This is a genomic window from Rhodospirillaceae bacterium, assembly GCA_016712715.1.
GTDB lineage: Bacteria > Pseudomonadota > Alphaproteobacteria > Dongiales > Dongiaceae > Dongia.
This window is the reverse complement of sequence record JADJQM010000002.1, coordinates 136607-154493: the sequence shown is the minus strand read 5'-3', so window position 1 is coordinate 154493 and position 17887 is coordinate 136607. Positions and strand designations below refer to the sequence as shown.

Here is a 17887-nt window from a genome sequence, read left to right as displayed (position 1 = left end):
GGCCGCCCGCACCGTCACTCCAACGTGAACCACTGTACCTCGACCCGGCGGTTGAGGTCGCTGTCGGGGCCGGCTGGTTCTTCCCAGCCGCGGCCGACGATCTCGATGCGCTTGGGATCGATCGTGGGATGCTTCTTGAGAAGGGCCGCGCGCACGCCGTTGGCGCGTTCCTTGGAGAGCTCCATGGCTTTGAGGGCCATCGTCTTCACCAGCTCCTCGCCGCCTTGCTTGCGGAACTCCTCGACCCGGGCATTGTCGACATGGCCGCGCAGCAGGACCAGCGAACCGGGGCTCACCTGCAGGAATGATTTGATCGTGTCGAGGTAGTCCTGGTTCTCCTTGGCGGTGCTGTCGAGCGTGGAGGAGTTCGGCTCGAAGAAGAAGCGGATATCCTTGCTGAGCAGCGGATCGCCTTCCAGCTGCTGGCTGGCGCTGGTCTTGATGGGGGCGATGGCGATCTTCTGGTCGGCGAACTTGCCCTCGGCCTTCAATGCCTTCAGATGGGCGAGATCCAGGAAGCGCTCGCCATCGACCGGGTTGCGGATGCGGCTGCCATAGGCCAGCACCGAGGATTGGTAGATCCCAGAATAGGAGCCGGCGGCGTCGATCGTGCCGTCGAAGAAGGCGAGGTTCTCCGGCAGGTTGGAAAGGTGGACGCGGCTCAGCTCGTCGCGCGTGTCGGCCTCCGACCAGCCGAAGGCCTTGGCGACGATGCCGACATGCTGGTCGGGCTGGTCGCGGAGGCGCCGATTGCCCTCCAGGATGCCATGCACGAGGCCTTTCACCATCTTCGGATTGGCATCGGCAAAGCCCTTGTTGACGGTGAGAATGTCCGCAACCACCAGCAGGTTGCGGTTGGAAACCAGCCTCTTTGCCTTGCCGCCCGAGGCCTCGATCACCTCGTCGGTGCGCGGCGTCCACCCCACGCAGCCATTGAGGCGCGGGCTGTTGCCCTGGAGTTCATAGGCATAGGCGTCGCAGGCGACGAACGCGTCTTCATAGAGCACGAGGCCCACTTCATTGGCGGCGGGCTTCGCGTCTAGATCGCGCAGCAGCTTCACCTGCAAACCCGCTTCCTGGGCGAGGTAACGCAGGAAGAATTCGCTCTCGTTGAATTCCGGACCCGGCCAGAATCTTGCCGGCGAGCTGGTTGACCGAGACGATGCCCTGGTCGACCACAATCATGTCGGCGCCGCGCGAGAAGCCGATCTGCACCGGCACGGTGACGTCGAACTGCCGGCCAAGCACCGCCAGCACGTCGGTGGTGGTGGCCGCCGCCGCGAATTTCCCATTGTTGAGCTTGCCCCAGGTCTCCTCTTCCGAGACCGTGATCTTGACCTGGAAGCCATACTCCTTGGCAAAGAACGAGTCCGGGTTGGGCGCAAAGCCGCCATTGGCGACGATGAGGCCGCCATAGCCGGCATATTCGCTGATATCGACCTCAAGAACATTGTTCTTGGGCACGTAGGCCGCGGGCAGTTCCAGCGTCGGGCTGCCGGCCGTGGGTTCAACGGGGGTGGGCGCCTCGCCGATCTGCGCCGCGGCCGGTGCTGCCTCGTCCTGCGGTGTCGATTGCAGCTGCGGCGATGTGGTTGCCGCGGCCGGCGTAGCGGGCGCATCCGGCGTCTCGGCACTCTTGAGATAGAGCCAGGCACCGACGCCGATCACCGCGATGCTGAACAGCAGCGTGAGGATGATGCCGAGCGGAGAGCCGCCGGACGGTTTGCCGACACCACGATCTGTCATTGCGATTCTCCCATGCGACTGCCGTTGCGCGGCCGTTGTTGCGTATCAGGCGATGTCGGGCCAAAGGGGTCCGACGACAGCGGATCAAGCCCGCCAAAAATCTCTTCCTGGTCCTGCAGCCAGCGGCCCGATTCATTGAGGAAGGCCGCCAATGAATCAACCGACCGGCGGATGCCGGCAGGATCGGAGGTCAGCAGCGCCTCTTCGCGGATGAGGGCGATCTGCTCCCGGATGCGGTCGAGTTCGGCATCCACCAACTGAACCCGCCGGTGCGCTTCGGTCTGCACGGCGAGGCGCTTCTCCAGAAGCTTGCTCTGATCATCGAGGGCTTCGCGCAGTTCCTGGTCGATATCCGGCTGCGCCATCCGCTTATTGAGGACCGCGGCCTGCACGGCCAGTTGCTTGCCTGCTTCGCCGTCGCGGCCGCTCACCACCGCATCCGCCGCCGACCGCGCCGCCAGCAGCCGGAGATGCAATTGCGCCAGCTGCCAGACGCCCTGGATATGTTCATGCCCGGCATTGGCGCCCTCAAGCACGCGCTGCAGCTCCCTGCATTGCTGCTCCAGCTTCGCCTGGCGCGCGCGACTCTCCTCGTCGAGGCGCTTCAGCAGCGCAATCTGCGGATCTTCACCCGGTTCCATATCGGCCGCGTCGACGCTGTTCTGGAAACGCCGGTTGCTGGCAATGAGGCCCGCGCACAAAGCCGTGACACCGCCGCCGATGAGGTAGAAGGCGGGGTTGAGGAAATGGCCCAGCAATGCAAAGGCCGCGATCCCGAACCAGAGCGGCGGGATCGGCATGCCGAAGGGCCGCGCATTGAGTGCGCGCCAGAGATACTTAGCCCAGCGCACGGGATTGCCCATCACGGGTGTTCGGATCACTGGCGAGGTGGCGCAGCGATTCCGGCACGAAGGCAAGATCGGTTGCCTCGCGTACCGCAAGCTGCATCTGGAATTGCATGACGTCTTCCGGCACCGGCGCCTGATAGCCTGTGAGGCACAGGCCGAGCGCCTGCAATGGCGACAGCGACTGGGTCCGCGACAGGCGATAGGCCTTGACCGCGATGGCCTCGGCGGCACCTGGTGTCAGGAGCAGCGGCAGCTTGGTGCCAAGGCTCGTCAACGGGGCGATGCTGAGAGCAAGGTCGACCCGGCGACATCGCGCCCGCAGCAGCTTGGCGCTTTCCTCTGCTGTCGTGGTGGGGAGCAGCGGCACCTTCACGTCGACGCGGCCCGGGCGCTTGAGGTCGACCTCGATGAGGTCCGGCCGCGAGGAGGCGAGGATCCAGATGGCGCGGCCGCGCGTGTCGGCATCGCCCATCTCCTGCGCGATCATCGCATAGAGGCGTCCGGAAAGGCCGCTATCGCCGGAATCCGCGTTGCGGCGGCCAAGCGCCTGGTCGGCCTCGTCGATGAAGATCATGCAACGGCCGAGTGCGCGCACCAGGCTGAAGATCTTCTCAAGATTGCCTTCGCTCGACCCCACCCAGCGGTTACGGAAATTCTTCAGCTTCACGACCGGCACGCCAGCTTCGCCCGCCAGGCATTCGACCAGGAAGGTCTTGCCGGTGCCGACCGGCCCGCAGATGAGATAGCCCTTTGGCAGGGCCTTGAGATCGCCCGACTGCCACAGAGCCACATCCTGCTTCAGCCAGGTCTTCAGCGCCGCCTGGCCCTCGTAATCAGCCAGCGTGCGGCGCGGCTCGATGAAATCGATGAGGCCGCCGCTCTCGCGCTCGACCAGTTCCTTCTTGATGTCGACCAGGTCGACCTTGCGGATCGGCTTGCGCTGATGGGCCCGTTGCTTGCAGAGGGACTCGACCGCCGTCACCGCGACACCGCTGAGTGCTGCGGCGGTGTTGTCGTCGCTGCCGTCCAGCCCCTCGAAGGCCGGGGCAAAGTCACGGCGCAGCAAGGTGAGGGCGGCGCTCAGCGTTGCCACGGGCGGCAAGGGCACCTGCACGCGCGCAGCCCGTGGATTGAACGCCACCGAGGGGTGCAGATCGTTGATATTGTCGGCGATGAGGAGGCTGACGAAGGGCAAATCGCAGAACGGTGTCTCGCCGGCCCAATCGCGCAGCAGGCTGGCAGGGCCACCGAATTCATGGCCGCCATTGCCGGTCGCCGGCAGGATCTCGTCGGCACCGCGCAGGATTGCGGCCACATGCAGAGGCTTGTCCTGGCGCAAGGTCTGCAGATTGGCGAGATAGCGCAGATAGGCGCTGATGAGCTCGACCGCCATCAAGGGCTGGCGGATGGTGCCGTCCAGGCGCTTCGTCCCACTCCATCCTTCCAGCAGATCCGCCCCGCGCGTCACGCGCAAGCCATTGCCAAGATCGAAGGAGAACACGATCTGGAAGCCGGCAAGCAACTCCGTCTCGATATAACCGACCAAATTGATCAGCTTGCCTTTGAGCGGAATGCGGTCGTGAACATTGCCGGAGAGGATGAACTGTCCCTGGGAGGTGCTCTCATAGGCGAGTGCGATCTCGGCTGCCCAGGCCGGTGCCTCGGGCGACAGGGGCATCAGTTCTTCTCCGCGGCGCCTTCGCTGGCGCTGCCCATGGCGCGCGGTGCCGGTGCCGCCGGTGCGCCTTCAAGCGCCAGGCCCTCGCGGGCGGCAAAATCGGCCAGTGCTTGATCGGCCAGCGCGTTCATCTCCGATTCCTTGATATTGATGTCGGTCATGTCGATCGAATCCTTGGCGACGCGCGCCCGGCCCGCCGACTTCTGGCGCTCTTCCTCGACCATTTCATGGAGACGGTTGAGCGTGTCGCCGCCGCCGCCGATCTCGCCGATCATGCCGGCGGCCATTTCGTGCATCTCGGCCATGGCCGAATTCATCCGCATGTCGGCGATGGCGCCGCGCAGGCTCTCCATCTTGGCCCGCGCGCTGGCGATCGCCACGTCGCGCGCCTTCACCATGTTCTGATAGGTGGTCTCGGCCTGCTCCAACTGCCGCCGGTTCTCGGCCAGTTCCCGTTCCACCGTCTGCAGGCGCAGGGCATATTGCCCGGCCGCGGATTTGTTGCCGGCCTTGAGATGTGCCGAGGCCTTGGCGCGGAGGTCGTTCTGGTCGGATTCCAGCTTGCGCACCTGACCCATCAGGCGCTCAGCCAGGCCCGCATGCGACGCCAGGCCCTGGTTGAAATTGCCGATCTGCTTGCGCAGATTCTCCTTTTCCAGCTGCAGCAGGGCTTCTGGATTCTGCCGCTCGACGCTGCTGACGAAAATGTTGAGAAACGCCCTGAGCAAATTGCCGATACGTCCGAACATGGTTTCCCCTTTCCGTGACGTGCCGTCACTGTGCCGCAGAGGCGGCCGCGCATAGGGCCACAGACTGCCATCGATCGGCGGCTTCTTCTAGCAAAAAACGTGCTTCAACAGCACCCTAACGGGTGTTGGCCCAGTCCGGCTGACGCCAGACCGGACCTCACTGCGGCCCGAACCGCCTACAGATACCAATCGTATTCGCGCGGGGCGATCACGTCGGAGAACTTCTCCAACTCGGCCCGGCGCGCATCGACATAGAGCGCGAGGCATTCCGGCTCGATATAGAGCGGCAGGATCCGGGCCTTGGCGAGGCGTTCCAGCGCGGCCGGGAATTTGAACGGAATGCGCGGGTCCGGTGGGCGCTTGAAATCGCCGGTCTCGGCAGGGGCGCCCGGATCGAGCTTCTGTTCCAGCCCATGGGCGATGCCGGCCAGGATCGCCGCCATGGCGAGATAGGGATTGGCATCGGCCCCGGCGACTCGGTGCTCGATGCGCCGCGCCTTGGGGCCGCCGGCCGGGATGCGGAAGGCCACCGTGCGGTTGTTGTAGCCCCATTCCGGGCTCATCGGCACATTGTTGCCGGGCACATAGCGGCGGCTGGCATTGGGATTGGCGCCGAAGATCGCCATCGATTCCGCCATCGTCGCCTGCAACCCACCGATGGCATGTCGCAGCATCTGCTCGCCCTTGGCGCCGGTCTCGCCGAACAAATTCTTTCCGGCCTTGTCGATGAGGCTCACATGCACATGCATGCCGCTGCCGGCCGCCTGCAGGAAAGGCTTCGACATGAAGCTTGCGATATAGCCGAGCTCGCGCGCCGTTCCCTTGACGCAGCGCTTCAGCAGCACGGCATTGTCGCAGGCGGCGACCGCATCGGGCTGATGCTTCAGATTGATCTCGAACTGGCCTGGCGAATATTCGGTGATGGCAGCCGAGGCCGGAATGCTCTGCGCCTCGGCATGGGATGCTGCGCGCCGGATGAAGGTCGCATAGGCGTCGAGATCATCCATGCTGTAAGGCTGCTTCGAGGTCTCGATCTGCCCGGTCTGCGGATTCTTCGGCGGTTGCGGTTGGCCGCTTGCATCGCGCGCCGGATCGAGCAGGTAGAATTCAAGCTCCACCGCCACCATCGGCGTCACACCCAGTTTGGTGAGACGTGCCAGCGTGCCCTGCAGCGCTGCGCGCGGGCAATATTTGGACGGCTTGCCGGCATTGGTCTCGCCGGTGATGAAGGGGTCATGCATCTGCAGCAGCACCTGCGCCGTCGGATGCTCCGCCCAGGGGACGGGTGCGAGGCGGCCGGGAATGGGATGCGCGGTACCGTCCGGATCGCCCATGGCTTCCGACCGACCGCCGGGATCGAGATCGTCGCCGGTGGGATCGAGGAACAGCAGGCAGCGCGGCATCTCGACGCCGCTCTCCCACAGCTTTTTGGCTTCGGCCACGGGGAAGCGCTTGCCGCGCAGGAAACCATTCATGTCATGGACGAAGACATCGACATCCTGGGTCTTCGGATAACGCTTCAGAAACGCGTCGAATTCGCTGTTTTGCGCGGCTGGCTTCCTGGCCATGATGATGATTCCCTAGACTTGATCGGCCCCAAATTGACCGGCCCCAAATGAACTGGGCGACCCTATGCCACCCAAATGGGTTTAATCAAGCCGTGTGGGATTTCTGCCGCCGCATGCGTTCGGCGCGGCGCTGGCGGTGGGCGCGGACGAATTGGAGGCTGTAGTGATAGCCGAGCAGGCCCATGCCGGCGGCCCACGGGACGGATCCCACCGCCATCGCGATGCCCCAATCCAGCACCAGCACGCGGCCCAGCATCGCCAATTGTTCAAGCAGCGATTGATCGGCGCTGAAACTGCCCTGCCACAGGCTGAGAAAGCTCTCATAGCCGCTGAGATCGTACCAGCGACCGAACATGATCTGCCCGGTGACGTACAGAAGGTAATAGAGCGGCAGCGCGGTGACGAAATTGCTGATCCAGGTCCAGGCCAAAGCCAGCACCAGGTTGAAGTCCCAGTTGAACATCCGTCGCGCGATCACCCAGGTGAGGAAGACCGCCGGCATCTGGATGCCGATCGAAGGCGTGAAGCCCCACATGATGCCGATCGCCGTGCCGCGCGCCGTGTGTTCCGGCGCATGGCGTGAACGCAGCAGCGGCATGATCAGGCGGTAGCGCAGCAGGCGCTGCCATTTCTGCAGAAAGCTCATGCGGCGCCCTGCCGCAGGCTGTTTCGTCTTGTGTCTCATGCCCGGCAATCTGGTCGACGAAAGGTCCGGGCGCAAGGGCAGTGTATGTGCGCTAGATTGGATTGCGCGCCGGTTGTCGCCTGCGCAGCAGCCGCAGGCTGCAGCGATAGCCGAGCCAGCCCATCAGGATTGCCCAGGGCAACGCCCCCAGCCACAGGACCAGTCCCCAATCCAGGAGGAGGTCCACAATCGGTGCCGGATCGGCACGGCGCAGTGGTTCCCACAATGCCTCGAATGCAGCGAACCCACCGAGATCGTGCCAGCGGCCGAGGAGGATCTGCCCCGTGACATAGAAGCCGTAATAGACCGGCAGCGTGACCAGGGCATTGGTGGTCCAGGTCCAGGCGATTCCCAGCAGCAGGCTGAAATCCCAGCGGCAGAGGTGGCGCGCCACCAGCCAGGTGAGCAGGACCAGCGGCATGCGCAGCCCGAAGGTCGGCGTGAAGGCCCAGATGAGTCCGATCATGGTGCCGCGCGCCGCCAGCTCCGGGGTGTGGCGCGCACGCAGCAAAGGCACGGTGAGGCGCAGGCGGAGCAGGCGACCCACCCGCGTGCTGAACGGTATCAGTCGCCTGCGGTCAGCCTTGTTCCTGGGACGCGGGGGTGCCGCCGGATTCGCCATGCCCGATCTATGCAGGGCGATGATGACAGCGATATGTCAGGTACGCGGCACAGGCTTGGTCAGCAGCCGCCAATGCTGACCGGGATTCTGCCAGTCACCTTTGAACATCCGCCGTCTTGCCCGCTCAACAAAGCCCATCGCTGCATAAAGTCGTTGCGCTGGGAGATTGCCGTCGGAAACGATGATGGCAAGCTCCCGTCGCCCGGCCGCGGCTGCCCGGAATGCTGCCGCGCGCAGTAAGTGCTGGCCGATGCCCCGCCGTCGCCATGCCGGCGCCACGGCGAGGATGTTCACGTACCAACTGCCGCAGGCAAGGTTCTCCAACTCGTTCAAGGGCCGGATCAGCGCCGGTGTCACCAGTGACACGGCGTCGGGCAAGTCCGGCAACGCATAGTCGATGACCGTCCCGGCGACACTACCCCCAACCACCGCCACTTCCGCCTTGGTGTAGGAGAACACACCTTCGTCACGGCAGATGCGCTGCCGGCCGACCAGCAATGGATCGATGCCGTCGGGCGCCATGGAGCGCCAGAAGATCACCGGCAGGCCTTCGCCCGCCGCATTTACCAGTTCGACCAGGTCGGCGGCGTCCTCCGGTCCCGCCGGCCGCAGGCCGATCGACAGGGTGTTGTATTTGGCCGTCTGCGCCATGGCTGCAAAACGCATCACCGTCCCTCCCTCACGCCGCACAAGCGTGACAGATATGCTCGACATGGCGATGATCGGTGCCGCAGCACCCGCCCAGCACCGTGGCGCGCGGCAGCAATCGGCGCAGAGCGCGATATTGCTGGCCCAATTCCTGCGGATTGCCCGCATCAAGGCTGGTCGCGGCGTCGAGCTCAGCATGGCTCTTGGTCGAGGCATTGGCGCGAATGCCGCCGATGCGGTTGATCCAGCTGCCTTTCAGCACGCTTTCGAAATGCGTCGGATGGGCGCAGTTGATCATGTAATAGGCGGGATAGCCGCCGGTGGCCGCGTCGACCGCCTCGATCGCGGCACCCAGCGTGGTGCCGCTCGGCAACTTGCCGTCGGTCTCGACGGTGAAGGAAATGACGACCGGCATCTTCGCCGCCTTCGCCGCGCGGGCAATGCCGGTTGCTTCCGGCACGTTGGTCATGGTGACGGCGCTGACCATGTCGGCTGCGGTCGCGGCGAAGTTCTCGATCTGCGCGCTGTGATAGCGCTCCGCCTCGGCAACGCTCATTTCGGTGCCGGCGACATAGCCATCACCACGCGGGCCGATCACCGCCGAGAGCACGATCGGCCGGCCCGCATTGGCAAGATGCGCGCGCAGATCGGCGATGAAGGTTACCGCATCGCGGTTGATGCGGGCGAGGGCTGCCGAATCATAACCGACCTTGGCGCCCCAATCCGCATTGGCCCGCCAGGTCGGCGTATCCAGCACGAAGCCGACGCCGTTCCTGGCCGCGATATCGAGATAGCGGGCGAAGTAGCCACGCAGGGTGGCGCGACCGGTATCGTTGTCCAGCAAGGGAAAGGCGGCGAAGCAGGGCAGGTCAATGCCGTCCTCGAACACCAATGTGGTCTCCAGCCCGCCGTCGGCGAGGAAGATGCCGCCCTTCAACTGCGGCAGGGCCTGGCGATACTGGGCATGGCGATATTGGGCCTTTTCAATCTGGGTCATCATTGTCTCTGTCGTCTCAAGCTGATGGTGACAACCGTCCGGCCGCTGATGTAGTCGGCCGGGAACGCTGGCAGCTAGTGGACGCGTGGTACGGTTGCTGTCTGGGGCGCAACCTATCTGCCGGGCAAAATGGGCGCTGTGAGATGGTTCACAGGCATTGGCGCGAAATCATGGCATTGCTGTACCGCCGGTCCAGTTGTCGGCGGTCAACGAAGCGGAGGGTAGCCAGTATGGGAAAGGGCGCCACGACACGCGCGCGCATCATGGACATTGCCGAGACGGCGGTGCTGCAGAAGGGGTTCGGTGCCACCTCGATCGAGGAACTGATCGCCGCGGCCGGCATCACCAAGAGTGGCTTCTTCTATCACTTCCGGGACAAGAACGCGCTGGCCCATGGCCTGCTGCAGCGACATCTGGCGAATGACGAGGCCATCCTGAACGATATCTTCGGCCGCGCCGGCAAGCTCAGCGACGATCCGCTGCAGGCCTTTCTCATCGGGCTCCAGATGCTTGCCGAGATGATGCACGATCTGCCTGGTGGCCACCCTGGTTGCCTGGTCGTCACCTACTGCTACAACGAGCGCCTGTTCGATCAGGCGACGCGCGATCTGAACCGTCAGGCGGTCCTGGCATGGCGCCGCCGTTTCACGGTGATGTTCCGCGACATCAACGAACGCCATGTACCGCGCGAGCCCGTCGACACGGATGCCCTTGCCGACATGGTTTCCTCCGTCGTTGAAGGCGGTATCGTGGTCTCAAAGGTGCTGAAGGAGCCGCAAGTGCTGGCGCAACAAATTCTGCTGCTGCGCTCCTATGTCCGACTGCTCTATCAGCCGCTGGATCACCCGCAGCCGGCCCGTGCCAGGATGGCCCAGCCGACGGCGCATTGAGGCTGCCGTCAGGCTTCCGCGCGCGCCTTCAGTGTCCGTGAGAGGTTCTCTGCCGTGGCGGTGATATGCCGGGCCAGCAATTTGCGGGCCCCCGCCACGTCGCGCGCGCGGGCCAGTTCGACCAGTTCCTCGTGCTCGCGATAGCCGCGACTGCGCCCTTCCGCCGACATGGTGATTTCCAGGCGCAGATACCGGTCGATGTTGTCATGGACGCGCCGGAGCAGCTTCAAGGTGACGGGCCTTCCGGCCGGCAGATACATGACCTCGTGAAAGCGCCAGTTGAGTTCACCCCAGCGCTTGAGGCCATCGGGGGCACGGCTTTCGTCGATGAGGGCGTCGAGCATGGCAAAATCGCCCTCTCCCATATGCGGGATGGCCCGGGCGAGCAGCCCGTCCTCCAGCATGAGGCGCAGCTCGAACAGCTCCTCGACCTCGGCCAGGGACAAGGGCGCCACCACCGCCCCTTTATGGGCCGCCAGGGTCACGAAACCCTCCGCAGCGAGCTGAGAGAGTGCCTCGCGCAGCGGGATGCGGCTCACCCCCAATTCCTTGGCGACATGCTCCTGGCGGATAGGTTCCCCGGCCTTCAGCCGGCCGGCGAGGATTCGCCCCCGCAGGACGTCGGCCACTTCCTCGGCCATGGTGCGTTTCTGGATGGTGTCGTTCGCCATGAACTGCCCTGTTGACTCATTTCGCATATTGTATACGCCCGCGACCCAGAAGGAGATCGCGGCCCTGCTGAAGGCCGGCGTCAATGGCCTCATCATGCTGGGCACCTGCGGCGAGAACTGCTCGCTCGCGGCCGATGAAAAGCGTGCGGTCCTGGCCGCCGCCAAGGAGGTGGCTGGCGGCAAGGTGCCGGTCCTGTCCGGGGTCTCCGAATTCACCACGGCCAGCGGCATGCAGTTCGCCCGCGATGCCGAGAAGATCGGCATCGACGGCCTCATGGTCCTTCCTGGCATGGTCTACAAATCGGACCCGCGCGAGACGCTCAACCATTTTACCAAGGTGGCCGGCGCCAGCGGTCTTCCTGTGATGATCTACAACAACCCTCTGGTCTACGGTGTCGACATTCGTCCGGAGGCGCTCAAAGCCTATGGCGACGTCCCGAACATCGTCGCCATCAAGGAATCCTCCGACGATGTGCGCCGCATCACCGATCTCCACAATGAAACCGGGACACGCTTCAAGATCTTCGCAGGTGTTGACGATCTGGTGCTGGAAAGTGCCGTGCTCGGCATCGATGGCTGGGTCTCGGGCCTCTCCGACGTCTTTCCGGACGAAGCCATGGCGCTGTGGCAACTTTGCAAGGCCGGCCGCTATGAAGAGGCCCGTGCGATCTACCGCTGGTTCACCCCGCTCCTCCATCTCGATACCGAGATCAAGCTGGTGCAGCACATCAAATTGGGCCAGCAGGTCGTGGGCTTGGGCACCGAGACGGTGCGCGCGCCGCGGATGGTGCTCGCAGGCGAAGAGCGGAAACGCGTGATCGGGCTTTACGAAACGGCCCTGGCCAACCGCCCGCAATTGAAGAAGGCCGCGTAGCGACGCAGATGTGAAAAGGGCCCGATTGGCAATCGGGCCCTTTCCTGACTTGAAACGGCTGGATCAGTTGTCGCCCGTGCCCTGGTCCGGTGTGCCATCGTCATTGCCAGGGATCGGCGGCAGGGTCGGTGCCCCGGGTGCTGCAGGTGCCCCGGGCGTTCCCGGCGCGTCGCCGGTGCCCTGATCGGGCGTACCGTCATCGTCGCCGCTTTCGCCGCTGTCGTCGCCGCCGCTCTCGCCACTGTCGTCGCTGCCACTTTCGCCGCTGCCGCTCCCGCTGCCGCTACCGCTGTTGCCGCTTTCGCCGCTATCGTGATCGCTATCGTGATCGCTGTCGCTGCCGCCTTCGCTGCCGCCACCATCGCCATCCCCCCCGCCTTCGCCGCCATCGGCATGGGCGTCGGCGCTGCTGAGGTCGCCGAGCAGGCTGCGTTCGAAGTTCACCGGGGCAGCGCTGATTGCCGCCACCAGGGCCAGGGTCGCGGTGCCGCCGAGCAGCAGGCGCTTGGCCAGGCCGACCGCGCCAACACCTTCGCCAAAGCGCTCGGATACAAATTTCATGGACATCGTCTTCTCCTCCTGATTGCTGGCGGCGGACGTGGCCGCACTGACAGGCGGACAATAGGGATTGTCACCTGACACAAGCCTGATGCGTCCTTTAAAGCTTGGTTTAAGGTGCGACAGGGCCTGCTATATCCTTGGCGATCGACAGGGTTGGCCACAGGGTTGACCAGCGTCATCCCGCAACCTGCGATTTGCTGCCACCAATCGGATCGAGAGCCATCGTCTTGTTGCCCTATGCCGTCATCCGGCCAGTCCATCTCCCACCGCGCCACCGCCTGGCGCTGGCGGCGCTGGTTTGCGTGACAGGTATGACGGCACCGGGGGGGATGCGCGCGGCCTGGGCCGGCGAATGCGCAGCAGCTGCTGGGCCCGCCGGTGCCGCCGGCACCTCCGCGCTTTATGGCGAACTGGCAGCGACGGTCAGCGCCGAGCCGCTGTCGGTCGATATCACGGCGCAAGCTATCGGCGGCAGTTGCGTCTGGGTCTATGAGGTCAAGGTATTGACCGTCAGCGGCAGTGTAGCCCTCCTGGATTTCGATCTTGTCGATCTCGATCTCAAACGCGTCCAGGGTCCCGCCGAGGATCCCGATATCGCGAAGCTGATGACTCGCCTGGACGGCGCCGGGCAGTCGGGTGATCCGATCGACGATGACAGTGCCGACAGCGTCGCCACTGACAGCTCGGGCAGCAGCGGGTCCGGGGGTGATGATTCGGGCGGTGACGATTCCGGTGGCGAAGGATCGGGCAGCGGCAATTCCGGCAGCGGGGATTCCGACGGTGGCGATTCGGATGGCGGTGATTCCAGCGGTGGCGAAGGAGGTGATGGCGGTGGCGGCGAAGGCAGCGGAGATGGTGGCGGCGGTGGCGGCGGCGGTGAAGGTGGTGGCGGCGGCGGTGGCGGTGAAGGTGGCGGCGATGACTGAGGGACTACCGATATGCGCATCCTGATCGTTGAAGATGATGCCGAGATCCTGCGTCTTCTCGCCACGGCGTTGACTGCTGCCGGCTAGGCGGTTGATACGGCCAGCGATGGCGAGGATGGACATCATCTGGGGTCCACCGAGAGCTATGATGCCATTATCCTCGACCTCGGTCTGCCGAAACTGGACGGGCTGTCAATTCTCGAACGCTGGCGAAAGGAAGGAATCACGGTGCCCGTGCTGATCCTGACGGCCCGCGATTCATGGACCGAAAAGGTCAAGGGTCTGCGCGCCGGGGCCGACGACTATGTGGCCAAGCCTTTCCAGATGGAGGAGGTGATCGCCCGAATCGAGGCTCTTATCCGCCGCGCCAAAGGGATCGCCAACCCCGTCCTGACGATCGGCCCGCTCACCCTCGACACAGCGCAGAGCGCGATCTTCAAGGATGGCCGTCCGATCGTCATGACGCCGCTTGAATACCGCCTCACCGCCTACATGATGATGCGACGAGGTGCCGTTATCTCGAAGACCGAAATTACCGAACATATCTACGACCAGAATTTCGACTGCGACAGCAATGTCATTGAAGTTCTGATCAATCGCCTGCGCAAGAAGCTGGGCGCCGACGTGATCGAAACGCGGCGTGGCCAGGGCTACGTGCTGGCGCTATGAAACAGTTCATCGGCACACTTTTCCCGCATTCCCTGAAGTTACGCCTCATGGCGGCCGCCGCCATCTGGGCGTTGCCGGTGCTCTTGCTGGCCGGTGTGCTGTTGCTTTGGGCGTTTCGCACCCATCTTGAGCGCCAGTTGGACGCTGAACTGACCGCCTACCAGCGCGAACTTCTGGCGGCGGCCAGTATAAACCCCTCCGGTGATCTGGTGCTCGATTACATTCCCGCGGATCCGCGTTTTACCCGACCGCTCAGCGGTTGGTATTGGCAGGCAGCACTCGATGGCCGGGTGGTGCGTCAATCCATCTCGGCCGGCCCGATGGAATCAGGTGGCTTGTCGCTGCTGTCGCAGGTCGAGGGCATTGCCGAACTCATCGGTCCCGGCGGCCGCGAACTGCGCGTCTTCCGCCGCAATGTGAAGCTGCCCGGAACCGATCTCCCGGTCACTGTGCTGGTGGCGGCACCGTGCGACGAGACTGAGGCCGACGTCGCACAATTTGCCACACATATCGTCGTGATCTTTGCCACTCTCGGCATTGCCTTCCTGATCGCTGTCTACCTGCAGGTGGGCTTCGGGCTGCGGCCCTTGGCGCGGTTGCGGAGCGAGATCGCCACGATCCGTGACGGTCGCGCCGAGAGCCTCAGTCCCAGTTTCCCTGACGAGATCGCGCCCGTGGTTGTGGAAGTCAACGCGCTCATCGAGCACGATCGGCATCTCATCGAGCGCGCCCGCAATGAAGCCGGCAATCTCGCGCATGCCATCAAGAATCCCCTTTCGGTCCTATCCCACGAGATCGCCCATCTTGACGATTCCCGTCGGCTGGTTCTGGCGTCGCAACTGCAATCGATCACCGACCAGGTCGAGCGGATCCTGAAGCGAATCCTCGCCGCCGGGCCGACCGCGACCGGCCACGCCCGCGTCGAACTGACCGAGGTCGCCGACGATCTGACCTTCTCCCTCGGCACTATCTATCGGGACCGAAATCTATCCCTGCGCCTGAAGATCGAATCCGATGCCATCTTTGCCGGCGACCGTGGCGATCTCGTCGAAATCCTCGGAAATCTCTGCGACAATGCATGCAAATGGGCGAGGTCCTGTGTTTCGATCACGGCACTGCGACGCGAAGGCCGCCTTGCCATCGCAATCGAGGATGATGGGCCGGGCATTGCACCTGCCGCCCGCGACACGGTGTTGGGGCGTGGACAAAGGCTCGACGAACGCGTACCCGGCTCCGGCCTCGGCCTGGATATCGTGCGGGAAATCGTGACGCTCTATCGCGGTCGCCTGGCTCTGAGTGAAAGTTCTCTTGGCGGATTGCGGGTCGACCTTGATCTGCCGGCCGCCTGGCTAACGTGCCGGTGCCATTCGCGCCGGTGCATTGCCGACGACAAGCGCCTGATCGAGATCGGTGTAGAGATCGTCTGCATCCTCCAGCCCGACCGACAGACGCAGCATGTCGCCGGGCACCGGGCTTGTCGGACCCTCGATGCTGGCTCGGTGCTCGATGAGGCTCTCTGTCCCACCCAGCGAGGTCGCGCGCTGCCACAGGCCAACCCGGGCGGCGGTCGCCTTGGCAGCCTCCGTCCCTGCCTTGACGCGGATCGACAGCATGCCGCCGAAGCCGCCCTGCATCTGGCGCCGGGCGATGTCATGGCCGGGAAAATCGGGCAGGCCAGGATAGAGCACGGTGGCCACCGCCGGATGTGCCGCGAAGCGCCGGGCGAGTTCGGCAGCACTCGCCGCCTGCTGCCGCACGCGCGGAAACAATGAGCGCATCCCGCGCAGCAGCAGCCAGGCTTCGACCGAGCCGATAATGGCACCAAGCGTATAACGCATCTCGACCATGCGATCCCAGGCGGCGTCCGCCTGCGCCGTCACCAGGGCCCCGGCGCAGATATCGGAATGACCGTTGAGATATTTGGTCGCCGAATGCATGACCAGGTCGGCGCCAAGCGCAAGCGGGCGTGTGAAGACCGGTGTCGCCACCGTTGAATCGACCGCCAGGCGCGCGCCTGCCTCATGGGTGAGGGTGGCGCAGGCGGCGATGTCGGTGATCGACCAGAGCGGATTGCCCGGCGTCTCGATCCAGACCAGCTTGGTACGGCCGGGCCGCAACGCCGCCTGCAAGGCAGCAAGGTCCGTCATGTCAACGAGGGTGACGTCGAGCCCCCACACGCTGGCATAACCGGTCAGCCAGTTGCGCAGCGACCAATACATCATCTGCGGCGCGATCACATGGTCGCCCGGCTTCAGCGCCATGAACACAGAGGTGGCAGCGGCCATGCCCGAGGCGAACAAGGCGGCGGCCGCACCGCCCTCAAGCTTTGCTAGCAGGGCTTCGGCCTGGTCGAAGGCCGGATTCTGGTCGCGGATATAGGCACGCTCGCTGCCGTAATCCGGCGTACGCAGGAAAGTGCTCGACATGTGAATGGGCGGCGCTATCGCCTGTGTCGTCGCATCGACCCAGCCCAGCGCCTGCGCCGCCAGACTCTCCGCCCGCCAATCCCGCTCCTGCATCGCACCCTCGCCCTGTTGTAGAGGTCGGGCAAGAGTGCTGAGGCGCGCTGGTCAAGGCAACCCCCTAGTTGAGGGGGAGGGCGTAGACCTTGCCTTTGTAGGGCGCATTGTTCTTGTCATCGACGGCGGTGACGTAGAGTGTCTTGCCGTCGCTGCTGAAAGCCATGTTGGGCGCCGCCGGCGATGGCACCTCGATGGTGCGCGTCAGCTTGCCGGTGGCGTCGACCACCAGGATGCGCCCGCTGCTGTACTGCCCGATATAGAGATGTCCGTCCGGCCCCAGTTTGATCCCATCGGGATAGGCGTCGGCCGGTTCGCCCAGACCGGTGAGGCGCACGAACAGGCGCCGGTCCGACAGGCTGAAATCGGCGCCGATCTTGAACGTGATGACCCGGCCCGCTTCCGACTCGTTGACATAGAGCAAGCCGCCGTCGGCCGACCGCGCGATGCCATTGGCATAATGGAGATCGTCGGCCAGTGGCGTCACTGTGCCGTCGGGATCGAGATGCAGGACGCGACTCACGATCGGGCCGGATTCCCAGGGGCCTGACGCAGTGAAGAAGACGCCACCCTTGCCGTCCGGCGTCGCGTCATTGGCACCGGTCAGGGCGTTGCCGGCAGCATCCTTGTCATAGGTGGCCAGCGTCTTGCCGTCGGCCGAGATGACGACCATCTGCGCGCTGTCATAGCAGGTGACGGCGAAATTCTCGCCCATGGGCACGACGGCCGAGGGCCCGCAACCCTCCTTGGACCATAGGACCGAATTTGCCTTGCCGTCCCAGCGCGAGACCTGGTGACTGCCATACTCGGCATAGAGCAGGGTCCCGTCGGCCAGCACGGTCGGGCCTTCAGGAAAGCCGGCATTGTCATTGATGACCCTGACATCCGCTGCGGCGCTGGTCGTCGCCAGCCCCAGGAGCGCCGCAACGATCACGCCGGAAGGTATACCGAACCGAGCCATCCCATCCCCCTGTCAACGTTCTTATGGTGGGAGGATTGTCAGCCCGAGGCACGCAAGCCCGAAATGCCGAATTCTTATCGGCCGCATGAGGCTACGGTATGCCTGACGGCGTCGTCGGGGAGTGCGCGGATGGATGTTAGCAGGAAAAGATGGTGCCCCTGGCCGGACTCGAACCAGCACTCCTCTCGGAACCTGATTTTGAGTCAGGCGCGTCTACCAATTTCGCCACAGAGGCATCTGTGTTGGCCAGCCCGTTCAGCAGGTGGGCGGCGCGG

Annotated in this window: 17 protein-coding genes, 1 tRNA gene and 1 pseudogene; 4 read left to right on the top strand and 15 right to left on the bottom strand. The window is 64.4% G+C overall.

From position 1 onward, the window contains the following. Positions 1 to 14: 14 nt before the first annotated feature. The 10 genes from IPK59_11445 to IPK59_11400 all read right to left on the bottom strand — a co-directional run bounded on the left by IPK59_11445 (position 15) and on the right by IPK59_11400 (position 9541). Positions 15 to 1061 (bottom strand): OmpA family protein, encoded by a 1047-nt coding sequence (locus IPK59_11445; GenBank protein MBK8159338.1) that lies wholly within the window; start codon positions 1059 to 1061, stop codon positions 15 to 17. After that, positions 1018 to 1746, bottom strand: a complete 729-nt coding sequence (locus tag IPK59_11440; GenBank protein MBK8159337.1) for a hypothetical protein — start codon at positions 1744 to 1746, stop codon at positions 1018 to 1020. Before IPK59_11440 ends, IPK59_11445 begins: the two co-directional genes overlap by 44 nt. Continuing rightward, the gene (locus IPK59_11435) at positions 1743 to 2597 is read right to left on the bottom strand and encodes a hypothetical protein (protein MBK8159336.1); all 855 of its coding nucleotides are present in this window, start codon (positions 2595 to 2597) and stop codon (positions 1743 to 1745) included. Before IPK59_11435 ends, IPK59_11440 begins: the two co-directional genes overlap by 4 nt. Beyond that, positions 2584 to 4272 (bottom strand): ATP-binding protein, encoded by a 1689-nt coding sequence (locus IPK59_11430; protein MBK8159335.1) that lies wholly within the window; start codon positions 4270 to 4272, stop codon positions 2584 to 2586. The genes IPK59_11435 and IPK59_11430 overlap by 14 nt, the downstream gene beginning before the upstream one ends. Then, entirely contained in the window at positions 4272 to 5021 is a 750-nt protein-coding gene (locus tag IPK59_11425; GenBank protein MBK8159334.1) for a PspA/IM30 family protein, read from the bottom strand. Before IPK59_11425 ends, IPK59_11430 begins: the two co-directional genes overlap by 1 nt. Before the next feature lie 176 nt (positions 5022 to 5197). Beyond that, positions 5198 to 6589, bottom strand: coding sequence for a glutamine synthetase (locus tag IPK59_11420; GenBank protein MBK8159333.1), 1392 nt, complete (start codon positions 6587 to 6589; stop codon positions 5198 to 5200). Positions 6590 to 6674: 85 nt separating this feature from the next. Further along, entirely contained in the window at positions 6675 to 7235 is a 561-nt protein-coding gene (locus IPK59_11415) for a DUF2062 domain-containing protein (protein MBK8159332.1), read from the bottom strand. Between the two features lie 91 nt (positions 7236 to 7326). Further along, on the bottom strand, positions 7327 to 7896 hold the full coding sequence (locus tag IPK59_11410; protein MBK8159331.1) for a DUF2062 domain-containing protein: 570 nt from the start codon (positions 7894 to 7896) through the stop codon (positions 7327 to 7329). Between the two features lie 36 nt (positions 7897 to 7932). Next, positions 7933 to 8562, bottom strand: a complete 630-nt coding sequence (locus tag IPK59_11405; protein ID MBK8159330.1) for a GNAT family N-acetyltransferase — start codon at positions 8560 to 8562, stop codon at positions 7933 to 7935. A 13-nt stretch (positions 8563 to 8575) separates the two neighbouring features. Continuing rightward, entirely contained in the window at positions 8576 to 9541 is a 966-nt protein-coding gene (locus IPK59_11400) for a homocysteine S-methyltransferase family protein (protein MBK8159329.1), read from the bottom strand. 230 nt (positions 9542 to 9771) lie between these two features. On the opposite strand from IPK59_11400, the gene IPK59_11395 reads away from it, so the two are divergent. Then, positions 9772 to 10431, top strand: coding sequence for a TetR/AcrR family transcriptional regulator (locus IPK59_11395; GenBank protein MBK8159328.1), 660 nt, complete (start codon positions 9772 to 9774; stop codon positions 10429 to 10431). A gap of 8 nt (positions 10432 to 10439) precedes the next feature. Here IPK59_11395 and IPK59_11390 read toward each other — a convergent pair whose 3' ends face one another. After that, on the bottom strand, positions 10440 to 11072 hold the full coding sequence (locus tag IPK59_11390; protein MBK8159327.1) for a GntR family transcriptional regulator: 633 nt from the start codon (positions 11070 to 11072) through the stop codon (positions 10440 to 10442). Here IPK59_11390 and IPK59_11385 point away from each other — a divergent pair. Continuing rightward, the gene (locus IPK59_11385) at positions 11071 to 11976 is read left to right on the top strand and encodes a dihydrodipicolinate synthase family protein (GenBank protein MBK8159326.1); all 906 of its coding nucleotides are present in this window, start codon (positions 11071 to 11073) and stop codon (positions 11974 to 11976) included. The genes IPK59_11390 and IPK59_11385 overlap by 2 nt on opposite strands. 63 nt (positions 11977 to 12039) lie before the next feature. Here IPK59_11385 and IPK59_11380 read toward each other — a convergent pair whose 3' ends face one another. Beyond that, positions 12040 to 12537 (bottom strand): hypothetical protein, encoded by a 498-nt coding sequence (locus tag IPK59_11380; protein MBK8159325.1) that lies wholly within the window; start codon positions 12535 to 12537, stop codon positions 12040 to 12042. A 227-nt stretch (positions 12538 to 12764) separates the two neighbouring features. Between IPK59_11380 and IPK59_11375 the strand changes: the two genes are divergently transcribed. Together IPK59_11375 and IPK59_11370 are read left to right on the top strand one after the other, a co-directional pair. Further along, complete coding sequence (locus tag IPK59_11375) at positions 12765 to 13463, top strand: hypothetical protein (GenBank protein MBK8159324.1); 699 nt, start codon at positions 12765 to 12767, stop codon at positions 13461 to 13463. 12 nt (positions 13464 to 13475) lie between these two features. Then, positions 13476 to 14132 (top strand): annotated as a pseudogene (locus IPK59_11370) (response regulator transcription factor). 1349 nt (positions 14133 to 15481) lie between these two features. Here the strand turns inward: IPK59_11370 and IPK59_11365 are convergent. The 3 genes from IPK59_11365 to IPK59_11355 form a co-directional block, all read right to left on the bottom strand. Next, positions 15482 to 16651, bottom strand: coding sequence for an aminotransferase class I/II-fold pyridoxal phosphate-dependent enzyme (locus IPK59_11365; protein ID MBK8159323.1), 1170 nt, complete (start codon positions 16649 to 16651; stop codon positions 15482 to 15484). A gap of 64 nt (positions 16652 to 16715) precedes the next feature. After that, positions 16716 to 17612: an SMP-30/gluconolactonase/LRE family protein gene (locus IPK59_11360; protein MBK8159322.1), complete on the bottom strand. Its 897-nt coding sequence runs from the start codon at positions 17610 to 17612 to the stop codon at positions 16716 to 16718. A 150-nt stretch (positions 17613 to 17762) separates the two neighbouring features. Then, positions 17763 to 17847 (bottom strand) — tRNA-Leu (locus IPK59_11355). Between the last annotated feature and the right edge of the window lie 40 nt (positions 17848 to 17887).

Excerpts from the sequence above, each read along its gene's own strand:
- IPK59_11440 (MBK8159337.1), bottom strand. The coding sequence starts at position 1,746 with ATGACAGATCGTGGTGTCGGCAAACCGTCCGGCGGCTCTCCGCTCGGC.
- IPK59_11430 (MBK8159335.1), bottom strand. The coding sequence starts at position 4,272 with ATGCCCCTGTCGCCCGAGGCACCGGCCTGGGCAGCCGAGATCGCACTC.
- IPK59_11425 (MBK8159334.1), bottom strand. The coding sequence starts at position 5,021 with ATGTTCGGACGTATCGGCAATTTGCTCAGGGCGTTTCTCAACATTTTC.
- IPK59_11420 (MBK8159333.1), bottom strand. The coding sequence starts at position 6,589 with ATGGCCAGGAAGCCAGCCGCGCAAAACAGCGAATTCGACGCGTTTCTG.
- IPK59_11415 (MBK8159332.1), bottom strand. The coding sequence starts at position 7,235 with ATGAGCTTTCTGCAGAAATGGCAGCGCCTGCTGCGCTACCGCCTGATC.
- IPK59_11410 (MBK8159331.1), bottom strand. The coding sequence starts at position 7,896 with ATGGCGAATCCGGCGGCACCCCCGCGTCCCAGGAACAAGGCTGACCGC.
- IPK59_11405 (MBK8159330.1), bottom strand. The coding sequence starts at position 8,562 with ATGCGTTTTGCAGCCATGGCGCAGACGGCCAAATACAACACCCTGTCG.
- IPK59_11400 (MBK8159329.1), bottom strand. The coding sequence starts at position 9,541 with ATGACCCAGATTGAAAAGGCCCAATATCGCCATGCCCAGTATCGCCAG.
- IPK59_11395 (MBK8159328.1), top strand. The coding sequence starts at position 9,772 with ATGGGAAAGGGCGCCACGACACGCGCGCGCATCATGGACATTGCCGAG.
- IPK59_11385 (MBK8159326.1), top strand. The coding sequence starts at position 11,071 with ATGGTGCGTTTCTGGATGGTGTCGTTCGCCATGAACTGCCCTGTTGAC.
- IPK59_11390 (MBK8159327.1), bottom strand. The coding sequence starts at position 11,072 with ATGGCCGAGGAAGTGGCCGACGTCCTGCGGGGGCGAATCCTCGCCGGC.
- IPK59_11380 (MBK8159325.1), bottom strand. The coding sequence starts at position 12,537 with ATGAAATTTGTATCCGAGCGCTTTGGCGAAGGTGTTGGCGCGGTCGGC.
- IPK59_11365 (MBK8159323.1), bottom strand. The coding sequence starts at position 16,651 with ATGCAGGAGCGGGATTGGCGGGCGGAGAGTCTGGCGGCGCAGGCGCTG.
- IPK59_11360 (MBK8159322.1), bottom strand. The coding sequence starts at position 17,612 with ATGGCTCGGTTCGGTATACCTTCCGGCGTGATCGTTGCGGCGCTCCTG.